Source organism: Mesorhizobium qingshengii (genome assembly GCF_027563465.1).
Classification (GTDB): Bacteria; Pseudomonadota; Alphaproteobacteria; order Rhizobiales; family Rhizobiaceae; genus Mesorhizobium; species Mesorhizobium qingshengii_A.
In genome coordinates, this window is the sequence record NZ_JAPFQA010000001.1 from 170,321 (window position 1) to 183,032 (window position 12,712).

General features: G+C 62.7%; 11 protein-coding genes. 2 read left to right on the forward strand and 9 right to left on the reverse strand.

Going from position 1 to position 12,712, the window contains the following annotated elements; translation table 11 throughout:
• Window position 1 precedes the first annotated feature (1 nt).
• The 5 genes from tssE to tssA are packed head-to-tail and all read right to left on the reverse strand — an operon-like array spanning window position 2 to window position 4,478.
• Complete coding sequence (gene tssE, locus OOJ09_RS00750) at window positions 2-757, reverse strand: type VI secretion system baseplate subunit TssE (RefSeq protein WP_269904036.1); 756 nt, start codon at window positions 755-757, stop codon at window positions 2-4.
• The gene (locus tag OOJ09_RS00755; RefSeq protein WP_269903353.1) at window positions 744-1,205 is read right to left on the reverse strand and encodes a type VI secretion system tube protein Hcp; all 462 of its coding nucleotides are present in this window, start codon (window positions 1,203-1,205) and stop codon (window positions 744-746) included. Before OOJ09_RS00755 ends, tssE begins: the two co-directional genes overlap by 14 nt.
• Before the next feature lie 45 nt (window positions 1,206-1,250).
• A complete protein-coding gene (gene tssC / locus OOJ09_RS00760; RefSeq protein WP_091583629.1) occupies window positions 1,251-2,756 on the reverse strand; it encodes a type VI secretion system contractile sheath large subunit in 1,506 nt (501 codons plus the stop codon).
• A 3-nt stretch (window positions 2,757-2,759) separates the two neighbouring features.
• A complete protein-coding gene (tssB, locus tag OOJ09_RS00765) occupies window positions 2,760-3,299 on the reverse strand; it encodes a type VI secretion system contractile sheath small subunit (protein ID WP_269903354.1) in 540 nt (179 codons plus the stop codon).
• A 6-nt stretch (window positions 3,300-3,305) separates the two neighbouring features.
• A complete protein-coding gene (gene tssA, locus OOJ09_RS00770; protein WP_269903355.1) occupies window positions 3,306-4,478 on the reverse strand; it encodes a type VI secretion system protein TssA in 1,173 nt (390 codons plus the stop codon).
• Between the two features lie 337 nt (window positions 4,479-4,815).
• Between tssA and tssH the strand changes: the two genes are divergently transcribed.
• Window positions 4,816-7,626, forward strand: coding sequence for a type VI secretion system ATPase TssH (gene tssH / locus OOJ09_RS00775; protein ID WP_269903356.1), 2,811 nt, complete (start codon window positions 4,816-4,818; stop codon window positions 7,624-7,626).
• Between the two features lie 97 nt (window positions 7,627-7,723).
• Here the strand turns inward: tssH and OOJ09_RS00780 are convergent, their stop codons facing one another.
• Genes OOJ09_RS00780 through OOJ09_RS00795 form a run of 4 tightly spaced genes read right to left on the reverse strand, consistent with a single transcriptional unit; the run spans window position 7,724 to window position 11,158 of the window.
• Window positions 7,724-8,935: an ABC transporter permease gene (locus tag OOJ09_RS00780; RefSeq protein WP_269903357.1), complete on the reverse strand. Its 1,212-nt coding sequence runs from the start codon at window positions 8,933-8,935 to the stop codon at window positions 7,724-7,726.
• Complete coding sequence (locus OOJ09_RS00785) at window positions 8,935-9,645, reverse strand: ABC transporter ATP-binding protein (RefSeq protein ID WP_269903358.1); 711 nt, start codon at window positions 9,643-9,645, stop codon at window positions 8,935-8,937. Before OOJ09_RS00785 ends, OOJ09_RS00780 begins: the two co-directional genes overlap by 1 nt.
• A 3-nt stretch (window positions 9,646-9,648) precedes the next feature.
• Window positions 9,649-10,932 carry an efflux RND transporter periplasmic adaptor subunit gene (locus tag OOJ09_RS00790; RefSeq protein WP_269903359.1) on the reverse strand — a complete coding sequence of 428 codons (1,284 nt, stop codon included), beginning with the start codon at window positions 10,930-10,932 and terminating at the stop codon, window positions 9,649-9,651.
• Window positions 10,913-11,158, reverse strand: a complete 246-nt coding sequence (locus tag OOJ09_RS00795; RefSeq protein ID WP_269903360.1) for a hypothetical protein — start codon at window positions 11,156-11,158, stop codon at window positions 10,913-10,915. Before OOJ09_RS00795 ends, OOJ09_RS00790 begins: the two co-directional genes overlap by 20 nt.
• 377 nt (window positions 11,159-11,535) lie before the next feature.
• Between OOJ09_RS00795 and adhP the strand changes: the two genes are divergently transcribed.
• The gene (gene adhP, locus OOJ09_RS00800) at window positions 11,536-12,600 is read left to right on the forward strand and encodes an alcohol dehydrogenase AdhP (protein ID WP_269904037.1); all 1,065 of its coding nucleotides are present in this window, start codon (window positions 11,536-11,538) and stop codon (window positions 12,598-12,600) included.
• Window positions 12,601-12,712: the final 112 nt, after the last annotated feature.

Below are 12,712 nucleotides of genomic sequence, written 5' to 3' on the forward strand. Positions count from 1 at the left end.
CTCAGGCTTCCCTAAATTCGGTCCGCGCCAAGCCGTTATCGAGATTGATCGTGGTGCGCAGCCGCATGCGTTCCGGCGTCGGCGTCATGATCAGCACCGCGTCTATCTCGATCTTCAAGCCCACGCTCTTGTCGCCAAGCGTCACCGCAACCTTCGTCGCGCTTTCCTTGAGACGTGGCTCGAACGTGGCAAGCACCGAGCGAATCTCGCGCGCCAGGGCTTCGCGATCAAAGTCGCGGGACGAACGACCGGAGAAGGAAGGCACACCGTAGTTGACCACGCTTCGGCGCACCTCCGGAAAATCGGCGAGCGACGGCGGGTTGTCCGCCGCCTGCTCGCTTTCAAGATCGGACAGAAGCGGAACAGCCTCGAAACGCTCGGTGTTGAACAGAGCCTCGATGTCGCGCCGCACGGCCTCCCTGAGCACGCGGGCCGACACGACCACGCCTCGGCTTTCCATCTCCGCGCGATGCTGGGTCTGAAAGGCCAGGCGGTGCAGGCGCCGCTTTTGATCGGCCGTCAGCTCCGCATCGGCATCGATGAGCCGAGCACTGCCCGCGACCAGGGTCTCCAGCCGGTCCACGCCGAGCTCGTCCTGCAAGGCCTGGCGCAGCCCGTCTATCTCGGAGACCATGCCCGGCAGGTCGTTTACGAGGCGGTCCCAGAGGGAGGGCTGGACCGCTTCGCGTTTTGCTCGCGAACCGCCGGTAACCTGCAGCTTGTCCGCGCCGGGCCGCCGGCCCTCACTTGCCGACATAGACATCCATTTCGATTTCGTCATTGCCGTCATAGACGAACTTGATCTTCTTGTAGGCGAAGCTGACCTCTTCCTCGATCAGGTCTTCCTCGTCCTCGGCCTGCGACATGTCATATTCCATGATCGAGGCGTCGGTGAGGGTGACGACCAGGTAATCCTTGGTCTCGCCATCGATGGTGCGGCGTGCCGAGAACACCACTTCGTCCAGCGCCTTGTTCTCGAACAGGGCTTTCTTCAGATAGGGCGAGGACTTGTCATAGTGCTTGGTGAACTTGATCATGCCCAAGGAAACGCGGCCACGGCGCGAGAGCGAATTTGGATCGTATGGAGCGACCATCTTGTAATCGACCCCATGGATTTCGATTTCATCCTCGTGGCCGTCTCGAACGCTTGGGCCTTTGATATCCGGAACTTTCAGAAAGCCATCAATCTTCATGGTTGTGGGCATTGTCTTTCTCCACCGCTTTCAAAACCAAGATATTGTTGCTGTTGATCAAGTCTTCACGGACGGCAGTTCCGACACCAGTCGGAGCGAGGCATTGATGCCCTCCAACTGGTAATGCGGACGCAGATAGAAGCGGGCATTGTAGTAGCCGGGCCGCCCCTCCACGCTGTCCACCTGGACCTCGGCGGCGGCAAGCGGGCGCTTGGCGCGCGCCTTGTCGTCGGCAAAGGCCGGGTTGGCCAGCACGTAGCGGTTGATCCATTCGGTCAACCAGATCTGCATGTCGGAGCGCTCCTTGAACGAGCCGACCTTGTCGCGTGCAATCGCCTTGAGGTAGTGCGCAAAGCGCGAGACCGGGAAGAGATAGGGCAGGTTGGCGCTCAGCCGTTCATTGGACTGAGCGTCGGGATCGACCAGCCGTCCCGCCCGTGTCTCGTCGTCCTGCAGCGAGTGTGCGCCGATGAAGGCCGCGAGATCGGTATTCTTCCGATGCAGGATGGGCATCAGGCCGAGCTTGGCCAGTTCCGCCTCGCGCCGGTCGTCGATGGCGACTTCCGTCGGGCATTTCATCGCTATCGACCCGTCATCGGTCGGGAAGCTGTGCACCGGCAGGTTGAGGACCGTGCCGCCATTCTCGACGCCGCGGATCTGCGTGCCCCAGCCATAGAGCTTGTGGCTGCGGTTTATGTTCACGCCCATCGGGAAGGCGGCGTTCATCCAGACATATTTGTTGTGGTCGCCCTGCACCTCTTCCTCGAAGGTGAAGCCCTTCACCGGAACGGTATCCGTGCCATATGGCAGCCGCGCCAGGACGCGGGGCATGGTCAGGCCGATGTAGCGGGCGTCCTCGCTCTCGCGCAGCGACTGCCACGAGGCATAGGCCGGGTTGGAGACGATCTGCTGCAGGTCTTGCGGGTTCGGCAATTCCTGCCAGCTGTCCATGCGGAACAGGCGCGGCGAGGCGGCTGCGATGAACGGGGTGTGCGCCGAAGCACAGATGCCGGAGATATTGCGCAGCAGGCCGACGTCGCGCGGGTGGTTGGAGAATTCGTAGGCGCCAATCACGCAGCCGATCGGCTCGCCGCCAAGCATCGAATACTCGTCCGTATAGACTTTCTTGAAGATCGGGCTCTGATCCCACATCTGGCCTTCATAGTCTTCGAGCGTGTCGGCCAGCTGCTCCTTGGAAATGTTCATCACCCGGATCTTCAGCTTCTGATCCGTCTCGGTGTTGTTGACGAGGTACCAGAGGCCGCGCCATGTGCCTTCCATTTCGCGCACTTCCGGCGCGTGCAGGATCTCGTTGACCTGGGTCGTCAGCATCTTGTCGATGCCGGCGATGAGCGACTTGATCGACTTGATCGCATTCGACGAGATGGTCGTGGTATCGGAACGGGATTGCGCCGCGAGCGCAAGATTGCGCACGAGTTGCTGCAGCTTCTCGCTGTCGTCCTTCTTGACCTTGAAATCCTTCTCGAGGAGTCCGCTGAATTCGCCGAGGTCTATGGCTTCGGCCTCGGCGGCGACGGCGGCGGTCTTTTGCTGTTCGGCCATGATCTATTCCCCAACCTTGTCGTCGTCGACCAGCGCCTGGCTGGCGATCTTGCCAAGAAGCGGTTCGTTGTTCAGAAGTTGCGCAATGCGCTTTTCAGCGTCGACGCGGCCATCCATGAAGCCCAGCAATTCCTCGAGCTGACGGCGCATCTTGAGGATTTCGGCCAGTTGCGGAACTTGCTCGGCGATCTTGTCCGGGGCGAAATCACCCATTTTGGTGAAGGTGAGATCGAGCGCCAGTTCCTCGTCGCGCTCCTGGCCTTCGGCCTGCGGCAGCGTGTTCTTCACCCGGGCTTTGACGCGGGGCCCGAGCGCCTCCATGAACTTGGGGAAGCGGTTCGCGTCGGTCTCGACAAAGGCGCGGTCCAGCACCGACTTTGACGCTTCCTTGGTCTGCGAGGCGCCGGAAAGGTCGGCCATCACGCCCATGACAAACGGCAGTTCGATCGTCGTCGGGCTACCGTAGGTTTCCACGTCGTAGGCGATCTGCACCCGCGGCGCGCGATTTCGTTCGATGACCTTCGCTTTGCTTTCGGCTGGCATGTGCTGTTACCTTTCATCCTTCTGAGCCGTCTTCTTGACATCGGGAACGCCGGCAAGGAGCCGGAATTCCTTCAGCCCAGACGGGGCGAGATCTTCCATCAGTTCAACGAAATCCATATGCACCATCCGGCGCACGCGCCGCGCCAGGTGCGGAATCGGGCTTGACGGTTCGGTGCGGTCATAGAAGGCGACGACGAGGTCGAGGCATCTCACCACGTCGTCGCGCGAGGAAATCCGGTCAGGAAGCCCCGTGCTCGAGTCCGCGTAGCTTGCCATACTTGCCATAGTATCGGCTCCATGACCGTTTCGAGCAGGCATTGTCTGTTCTGTTGGCGAGGGCGGCTTGGCCGCGCCATTCGTCACGGGGTCGGCGCTCGAATTCCGTTCGAGGGTCGTCAGCAAACGCTGCAGAAACCGTTTTAATTCCGGAACGGGAGCGCCGCCGCCCTCGAGACGAGCGTTGAGGGCGGTCTCGACCGCATCAAGGGCCGCGATCGCTGCCCGGGCGTCGGCCACGAGCGAGACCATCTCGGCGTTGGCTTGATCAATCTGTGCCGCGCATCCGGCACGCACCCGGTTCAACATTTGTCCGTGCGCGCTGACCAGCGCGGCCTTTTCCGCCGCATTCAACCCCGAGGCTGCTTCCTGGAGCATGACACGGTCGTCGAGCGCGCCTTGTTCCAGATCGCGTCCAGTGATTGGCCCGATCGAGCGTGGCGCAAAGAACGTCATTTGCCGCAGGTTCGCCAGCAGCCCGTCCTGACCGTTCTGGAGGTCGGTCAGCGCGTTGATACGACGCAAGGCGGCATCGCGCGGCGAAGCGTTGGGCCGCAGTGCCGGATGCATGGTTTTCCAATGCTGGTCGAAGGTCTGCGCAATGAGGGTCAGACCCTGCGCGAGCCCGGCCAGTCCTTGTTCATTGGCCAGCGCGCGCGTGACGACGACGAGCAGGCGCAGGTCCCGGCCATGCGCGCGCAATTCCTCCGCCTTTGCCAGAACCGCGGGCCAGTCGACCGGGATGGTGCTTTGCGAGGTGGGCTTGTTGCGCCCGTCGTGGACGACCTTGACCTGGAGTTCCGTCAGGCGCTCCAGCTCGTGAAAAGCCGGGTCGTTGCGCAAATCCTCCCCGGACGGATTCTCACCGTCGAGCGGACTAAGCCAGAGTGCGACATCAATCACACCAACCCCCAGCGACCGGCCTCAAACCGTACCTGACCCAACGTTACCACACCGTTGTACTTTACCACAATTCAACGACTGCTCAAAAATTAACGGAAGCTAAACGCAGCCGCTTCTTGAGTGCCGAAACCCTTGGCGAGATTGCCGAACCCAGTATGTGAAATGCATCGCATAGGGGCGCCCGATTCCGTGGTCATTTGCAGCCAGCGCTGCGGAACTTTCCACAAACGGAAGAAGCCAGCTGAATCGGGGCGTCGAGACCTCGTCCATCACGCGCTTTGTCAAGTGACCGCTTATGTGGCAGGTTATCGACTGGCAGATTGCAGGAGCACGTTCGATGGAACAGCGCCGGTCATCGCAGACCTTCAAACGCAAGGAACTGGTCGGCAAGCTCAATCCTGTCGGGGTGCGCGCCTTCAAGGCTGCGGCCGACACCGCCAAGCTGCGCGGCAACCCTTACGTCGAACTCGTCCACTTCATCGAGCAACTGGTGCTTTCCGACCGCTCGGATGTGCAAATGATAATCGCCGACGCGGGGGTGGATGCGAGCCGGCTCACGGCCGATATGACCCGCGCCGTCGACAAGCTGCCTTATGGCGCCACGTCGATCGAGGAATTCTCCGACCACATCTTTCATGCCATCCAGGAAGCCTGGAACCTGGCAACGCTGGAATTCGGCGTGGAGGAAGTTCGCAGCGCGCATATTCTTCTCGCTTGCCTGAAGACGCCGGTGCTGGAAGGCCTGCTGTCGAAGATCAGCGGCGAGTTTGACAAGATCGACGCCGACGCGGTCATCGCGCGGTTCGCCGATGTCATGGAAGGTTCGCTCGAAGCCGGCGCCTCGACCAGCGAGCCTGCCGCAGAGACGCCGCGGCGGTCTCCGGGCGGGGATTCGGCGCTGGCCAAATACGCGACCGACCTGACCCAGCGTGCCCGCGACGGCAAGATCGATCCGGTCGTCGGCCGCGATCCCGAGATCAGGCAGATCGTCGATATCCTGATGCGGCGGCGGCAGAACAACCCGATCCTGACCGGCGAGGCCGGGGTCGGCAAGACTGCGGTCGTCGAGGGCTTTGCCTTGCGTATCGCCCAGGGCGATGTGCCGCCCACACTGCAAGGCGTCAGCGTGCGCATGCTCGACGTCGGATTGATGCAGGCGGGGGCAAGCGTGAAGGGCGAGTTCGAAAAAAGGCTTAAGGCTGTCATCGATGAGGTGCAGTCTTCCGAAACGCCCGTCATCCTGTTCATCGATGAAGCCCACACCTTGATCGGTGCGGGCGGCGCTGCTGGTACCGGCGACGCGGCCAATCTCCTGAAGCCGGCGCTGGCGCGCGGTGAACTTCGCACGATCGCCGCGACGACCTGGGCCGAATACAAGCAGCACATCGAAAAAGACCCGGCGCTGACCCGCCGTTTCCAGGTGGTGAAGATCGACGAGCCGTCGGAGGCGGTGGCCGTTCTCATGTTGCGCGGCGTGGCCGGCGTTCTCGAGCAGCACCACAAGGTGCAGATACTCGATGAGGCGATCGAGGCGGCGGTCGGCTTGTCGCACCGCTACATCCCGGCGCGGCAACTGCCGGACAAGGCGGTGAGCCTTCTCGACACCGCTTGCGCCCGTGTCGCCATATCGCAGCACGCCACGCCGGCCGAGGTCGAGGATATCATGCGCCGCCGCCAGGCGCTGGAGGTCGAGCGCGGCATCATCGGCCGCGAGGCCGCGATCGGCATCGAGGTGGGTGAGCGGCAGGCGCGGGTCGAGACCGGGCTTGCCGAAAGCGAGGTCACGCTGGCCGCAGCGCAGCAACGTTGGGATCGGGAAAAGGCGCTCGTTGCCGAGATACTCGAATTGCGTGCCAGGCTGCGCGGCGAAGGTGTGCCGCTCGACGCGGTGGAGACGCCGCAGACCAATACCGAGACAGCGGGCGCGGACGCGGTTGAGATCCAGCCGCCCAAGACCGAAACACTTGAGACCGAAACGCCCAAGACCAAAACGGCCAGAACCAAAACCGCCGGGACCGACGGGGAGGCACCGGCCGCTGCCGCTGCCCCTCCGCGCGATCCGGCCGCCGATCTTGCCCGGCTGCGCGAACTGATGGCCGAACTGGCCGAGGCGCAAGGCGAGACGCCGCTGATCCTGCCGTCGGTCGACCGCAACGCCGTGGCGGCGGTCGTTCAGGACTGGACGGGAATCCCGACAGGACGGATGCTGTCGAGCCAGACCGAAAAGGCGCTGCGGCTCGCCACGACTTTGTCCGAACGCGTCGTCGGCCAGGATCACGCCATGGAGATGATCGCCAAGCGTGTGCAGACCAGTCGCGCCGGGCTCGGCGCGCCGGAAAAGCCGGTGGGCGTGTTCCTGCTCTGCGGCCCCTCCGGCGTCGGCAAGACCGAAACCGCCCTGGCGCTGGCCGAAACGCTCTATGGCGGCGAACAGAACCTCATCTCGATCAACATGTCCGAGTTCCAGGAGGCACATACGGTCTCCACCTTGAAGGGTGCGCCGCCCGGATATGTCGGCTACGGCAAGGGCGGCATCCTGACCGAGGCGGTTCGCCGCAAGCCCTATTCTGTGATCCTGCTCGACGAGGTCGAGAAGGCGCATCCTGACGTGCACGAGATCTTCTTCCAGGTCTTCGACAAGGGGATGATGGACGACAGCGAGGGCCGGCGGATCGACTTCAAGAACACGCTGATCCTGCTCACGTCGAATGTCGGCTCCGAAGTCATCATGGATCGGACCAGGAATGGAACGCTACGGGCAGGGCTCGACGATCTCGACACCGCGTTGCGCAGCCCGTTGCTGAAGGTTTTTCCGGCGGCCTTCCTCGGCCGGGTGGTGACCATTCCTTATTACCCGCTCTCGGATTCGATGATCGAAGCGATCACCCGTCACCAGTTTGCCAAGATCGCTCGCCGGCTGCGTGCAACCAACGATGCGGAATTGGTGATCGGCGACGGCGTCATGGATCTGGTCAAGGCCCGCTGCACCGAGATCGAATCCGGCGGGCGGATGATCGATGCCATCCTGACCAACACGCTTCTGCCGGAATTGAGCCGCGGCGTGCTGAACCGGTCGCTCGGGGGCGAAAAGATGACGAAGGTGACCGTCGGCGCCTCCAAGGAGGGCTTCACCTATTCCTTCGAGTAGCTTCAGGCGAATGTTGACGAAGCGTCAGGCGATGCAAGCGGACCGTTGCCGAGCCGCTGCCACGTCGCCTTGCCCTTTGCGCCGCGGGTTTTGGGGGCTATTCATGGCGTAGTGCATCGATCGGATTTAGATTGGCGGCGCGGCGCGCCGGGAAGTAACCGAACAGCACGCCAACCAGGCCGGAGAACACGAACGATCCGACCACGACCGTCGGTTCGAAGACGAAGGGGACGTTCAGCCAGCCGGCCATGGCGGCCGCAACGCTCAGGCCGATGGCGACGCCGATCAAGCCGCCGAAAAGCGACAGCACCACCGCCTCGACCAGGAACTGCGCCAGAACCTGGCGGCGCAGCGCTCCGATGGCGAGCCGGATGCCGATCTCCCGCGTGCGTTCGGTCACCGATACCAGCATGATGTTCATGATCCCGATGCCCCCGACCAACAGGCTTACGGCGGCCACGGCGCTCAACAGTCCGGTCAGCACGGTCGTGATGTTGGACAGCGTGCTGCTGATCTCGGTCATGTCGAAAACGGAAAAGTCATCCCGCTGGCCGGTCCCGATCCTGCGCCGTTCCCGCAGCAGGTTCTCGACATCGCGCTTCACCTTGGCCGTCGCCGTGTCGGCACGCGCCGCGACATTGATGAAATCGACGTCGACGTTGCCGGCAATCCGCCGCTGGAAGGCGCGCAGGGGAATGATGACGATGTCGTCCTGGTCCATGCCGAACGCGCCAGCACCCTTCGAAGCCAGAAGGCCAATGACCGTGCAGGGGATTCTTTGCAGGCGAAGAGCCTGTCCGATCGGATCGGACTTGCCGAACAGGTGTTGGCGGACAGTCTCGCCGACGACACAGACAGGATTGCCGGCGTGCAATTCGCCGTCCGTGAACAGGCGGCCCGAAGCAAGCGTCCATTGCCCTGCTTCGAAATAGGTATTCAGCGTTCCGGCGACCGAAGTTTCCCAGTTCTCGTTTCCGACCACGGACGTGACTTTCGCCGAAGCGATCGGTGCAACGGCCTTCACCCCGCCGATCTGGTCGGCGATCGCCGCGGCATCGGCGGCGTTGAACGGCCTGGCCGTCGAGCGCGCGCTGCCGGGAGCGCCGCCCGGTTCGCCCGACCTGACCGAAAGAAGGTTGCTGCCCAGGCGCGAAACGCCGGAGACGACGCTTTGCGTGGTTCCGTTGCCGATGGTCACCAATGCCGTCACGGCCGCCACGCCGATGATGATGCCGAGCGCTGTCAGCGTGGACCTCAGGGCATTGCGGCGGATGGCGCGAAAGGCCAACAGGATGGTTTCAAGGAACATCAGGCGGCCTTGCTGTTCAATTGGTCGGTTTCGATCTCTCCATCCTTGAAGCGAACGATCCGCTGCGCGAAGGCGGCCATGTCCGGCTCATGGGTCACCATGACTATCGTTATGCCCTCGCTCCGGTTGAGATGGATCAGGAGGTTCATGATCTCGAGGCTGCGCGCCGTATCAAGATTGCCCGTGGGCTCGTCGGCGAGCAGAAGGGCGGGAGCGGTCACGATGGCGCGGGCGATGGCGACTCGTTGCTGCTGCCCGCCCGAGAGTTCGTTCGGCGCATGGTTCTCCCACCCGGCAAGGCCGACCTGCCGCATGGCGTTGAGCGCAAGTGCGCGCCGCTCGCGGGCGCCCATCTGGCGGTAGATAAGCGGCAGTTCGACATTCTCGATCGCGGAGGTGCGCGGCAGCAGGTTGTAGCCCTGGAACACGAAGCCGATATAGTGTCGCCTCAGCAAGGCACGCTGGTCGTTCGAAAGCGCGCCGACATCGAGGCCACGGAAATAGAAATGGCCGCCCGTCGGAGTGTCGAGGCAGCCCATGATGTTCATGCAAGTCGATTTACCTGAGCCGCTAGGGCCCATGATGGCAACAAATTCGCCCTCGGCGATATCGAGAGAAACCCCGCGCAGCGCATTCACCGTCGCGCTGCCTTGCCCGTAGGATCGGGCGAGATCCTGCAGCTTTATCAGAACGGCACCGGTGGACGGCATGTCTCATTCCGATCCGGTTGAATCGACGATCAGCAGGTTGCCGTCTTGCAGGCCACCATCGAGCACCTGCGTCCAATTCCCGTCGGTGGCGCCAGGCGTTATCAGAAGCGGTGAGGCGGCGTTGTCCTTGAGAACCCAGATGCGCTTCTGACCTGGCGGAAGGTTGTCGCTCAGCTCCGTCTGTGCCTGCGTGGGCGGCCGGGGCATCAGCTTGACAAGCCAGTTGCGGTTGTCGGTGGCTTCGGCGGTCGTGGGCGGCGCGTAGCGCAACGCCGCATTCGGGATCAGCAGGGCATCGTCGACCTTCTGGGTGACGATCTCGGCGGCGACCGTCATGCCCGGCCGCAAGGCCAGCGATGCGTTGTCGACCGACAGCACCGATTTGTAGGTGACGACGCCACTGACGGTCACCGGCGCGTAGCGAAGCTGGACGACTTTCGCGGCGAAATGGCGATCGGGAAAGGCTTCCACGGTGAAGGTTGCGTCCTGTCCTTCCTTCACGCTCCCGGCGTCGGCTTCGTCGACGTCGACAAGCAGCTGCATCTGGCTGAGATCGCCCGCGATTGTGAACAGAACCGGAGCCTGAAGCGAGGCAGCGACCGTCTGGCCCGGATCGACATTCCTATCGAGAACGATGCCTTTGATTGGTGAACGGATCACTGCCTTGTCGAGATCGGTCTGATTGGCGGCAAGGTCGGCTTCGGAGACCTTTACCTGCGCCTTGGCGCTGTTGAGGACAGCCTCGGCCTGGTCGCGTGCCGACACTGCCGTTTCCAGATCCTGCCTGGACGCAAAATCGTGAAGCACAAGAGGCCGCAGGCGCGCAAGGTCGCTTTCGGTCTGCGCAAAGGCAGCCTGTTTCTGCACGACGTCGGCCTTCATTGCGTCGAGTTGCGCGCGCGTATGATTGGTTTCGGCAATCAGCTTGTCGGTGTCGATCTCGGCGAGGACCTGTCCGGCAGTCACCTTGGCATTGTAGTCGACCAGGACCGATTCCACCTTGCCGGACAATTCGCTTCCGACCTGGACCTGCGTGATCGGATCAACCGTACCGGTCGCCGAAACCGATACGGTAAGGCCACCGCGCTTGGCGGCCACGGTCTGGTACTGGAGCGAAGACACAGCCTGGCGCGCGGACCACCACCAGCCTCCGGCTGCCAGGACAAGGACAACCAGTGCCAGCCACGACAAGGATGCACGATGGCGCGGCCACCAGCCCGAACCGGCGCCGATTTTCAGGACATCTTCCATCTCGGGATTTGTTGCTTCAGGATTTGGCGCGAGCATGGATTTCCGTCCTTTCCGCCGGCTCGGCCCGACCCCGGCCGTTCTGGACAAAGCTGTGGGGAGATTGCGCCTTCACGACCATTCCGCGCCGTTCCAGCTCACTTCGGATGCCCTTGGGGATATCCCGGCATCCGCAATGGATGGCGTGTTCCAGGTGCCACGCGATCCGATCGTCCATGGTCGCGTTCGCGGGCATCGCGTTCGCTGCATGCCATTGCCTGTTCATGTCGATCGATCCCGTTCCAGGCATGAATCGTAAGGGTGTGGGAACAAACCGAGTGCCTTGGTGCTGTAGCTGACGGGCAGGTTCTTGGTCTGTTGATAGTGGTCGAGCATCATCCATAGCGCGCGGGCAGGTTTCCTTTTGAGCGCACAAGTTCCAACGCGCGATGAGACATGACCGCATCCTTTCAGCAGCGTGCTTTTCGTCGACTGCTCGCACAGACCCTCCTGCCTTTCGGCTGACCGGACATTGATCCCGGTCAACGGCGAAAGATTTCCTCATTGCGCTAGGTCAATGAAACAGGACGTGGCGCGGCTCATTGTTCGCCAGGCCAGCAAGAGAGGCAGTCGAGAAAACAAGGAGAATGCGCTGTGGTGAAGATGATGAAGGCGGCCGTGGTCCATGAATTCGGCAGGCCGCTATCGATCGAACAGGTGCCGGTACCCATTCCGGGCCCGGGGGAAATCCTGGTCAAGGTGATTGCATGCGGCGTCTGCCATACCGATTTGCATGCCGCCGATGGAGACTGGCCGGTGAAGCCCGTGCCGCCGTTCATTCCCGGGCATGAGGTTGCCGGCGTGGTCGCGGCGCTCGGGCCAGGCGTGACCGACTTCAAGGAAGGCGATCCGGTCGGCGTCGCCTGGCTGCACGATGCGTGCATGCGTTGCGAATACTGCGAGACCGGCTGGGAGACGCTTTGCGAGCACCAGCATGACACCGGCTACAGCTGCGACGGCGGCTTCGCTGAATATGTCATTGCATCGGCACCTTTTGCCGCGCGCCTGCCTGCCGGCGTCGATTTCGCGCAGATAGCGCCGATCCTTTGCGCCGGCGTGACCACATACAAGGGCCTGAAGGAAACCGAGGCCCGGCCCGGCGAGTGGGTGGCTATATCCGGCGTCGGTGGTCTCGGCCACGTGGCGATCCAGTACGCCAAGGCGATGGGGCTGAAGGTTGTGGCCCTGGACGTTGCACCCGAAAAGCTCGCTCTGGCCAAAGCCGCCGGAGCCGATCTCGCATTCGACGCGCGCTCGCCGGATGTGGTGGCCGAGGTCATCAAGGGAACCGGCGGTGGTGCTCATGGCATTCTCGTGACCGCGGTTTCGACACCGGCTTTCAGCCAGGCGCTGCATATGGTTCGCCGCAAGGGGACGATCAGTCTGGTTGGCCTGCCGCCGGGGGAGTTTCCGACGCCGATCTTCGACGTCGTGCTGAAGCGCATCACGGTGCGCGGCTCGATCGTCGGGACCAGGCGCGATCTCGACGAGGCCATCGCCTTCGCCGCCGACGGCAAGGTAAAGGCCGAAATCACCAAGGGACGCCTCGAGGACATCAACACAATATTCGCAAACCTCAAGGCAGGCAGGGTTCAGGGACGGATGGTGCTCGATTTTTCCGAGTCCGTTCACACCCCGGTATCTGAGCGCGCGGCCGTTCCCGCCTGACGACAGACATAGGGGCGGCGTCGGAGGACGCCGCCCTTATGGGTCTGGCTTTCGTTCGGTCCCGTATCTGGCGGGTGGAAGTGCTTCAATCCGGTCAAGAGTGAAACGGTGT

What these genes read in the sequence shown, in the direction of transcription:
- OOJ09_RS00790 (WP_269903359.1), bottom strand. Translation starts at nt 10,932, where the DNA reads ATGCTCGCGCCAAATCCTGAAGCAACAAATCCCGAGATGGAAGATGTC.
- tssH (WP_269903356.1), top strand. Translation starts at nt 4,816, where the DNA reads ATGGAACAGCGCCGGTCATCGCAGACCTTCAAACGCAAGGAACTGGTC.
- adhP (WP_269904037.1), top strand. Translation starts at nt 11,536, where the DNA reads ATGATGAAGGCGGCCGTGGTCCATGAATTCGGCAGGCCGCTATCGATC.
- OOJ09_RS00795 (WP_269903360.1), bottom strand. Translation starts at nt 11,158, where the DNA reads ATGAACAGGCAATGGCATGCAGCGAACGCGATGCCCGCGAACGCGACC.
- OOJ09_RS00785 (WP_269903358.1), bottom strand. Translation starts at nt 9,645, where the DNA reads ATGCCGTCCACCGGTGCCGTTCTGATAAAGCTGCAGGATCTCGCCCGA.
- tssC (WP_091583629.1), bottom strand. Translation starts at nt 2,756, where the DNA reads ATGGCCGAACAGCAAAAGACCGCCGCCGTCGCCGCCGAGGCCGAAGCC.
- tssB (WP_269903354.1), bottom strand. Translation starts at nt 3,299, where the DNA reads ATGCCAGCCGAAAGCAAAGCGAAGGTCATCGAACGAAATCGCGCGCCG.
- tssE (WP_269904036.1), bottom strand. Translation starts at nt 757, where the DNA reads ATGTCGGCAAGTGAGGGCCGGCGGCCCGGCGCGGACAAGCTGCAGGTT.
- OOJ09_RS00780 (WP_269903357.1), bottom strand. Translation starts at nt 8,935, where the DNA reads ATGTTCCTTGAAACCATCCTGTTGGCCTTTCGCGCCATCCGCCGCAAT.
- OOJ09_RS00755 (WP_269903353.1), bottom strand. Translation starts at nt 1,205, where the DNA reads ATGCCCACAACCATGAAGATTGATGGCTTTCTGAAAGTTCCGGATATC.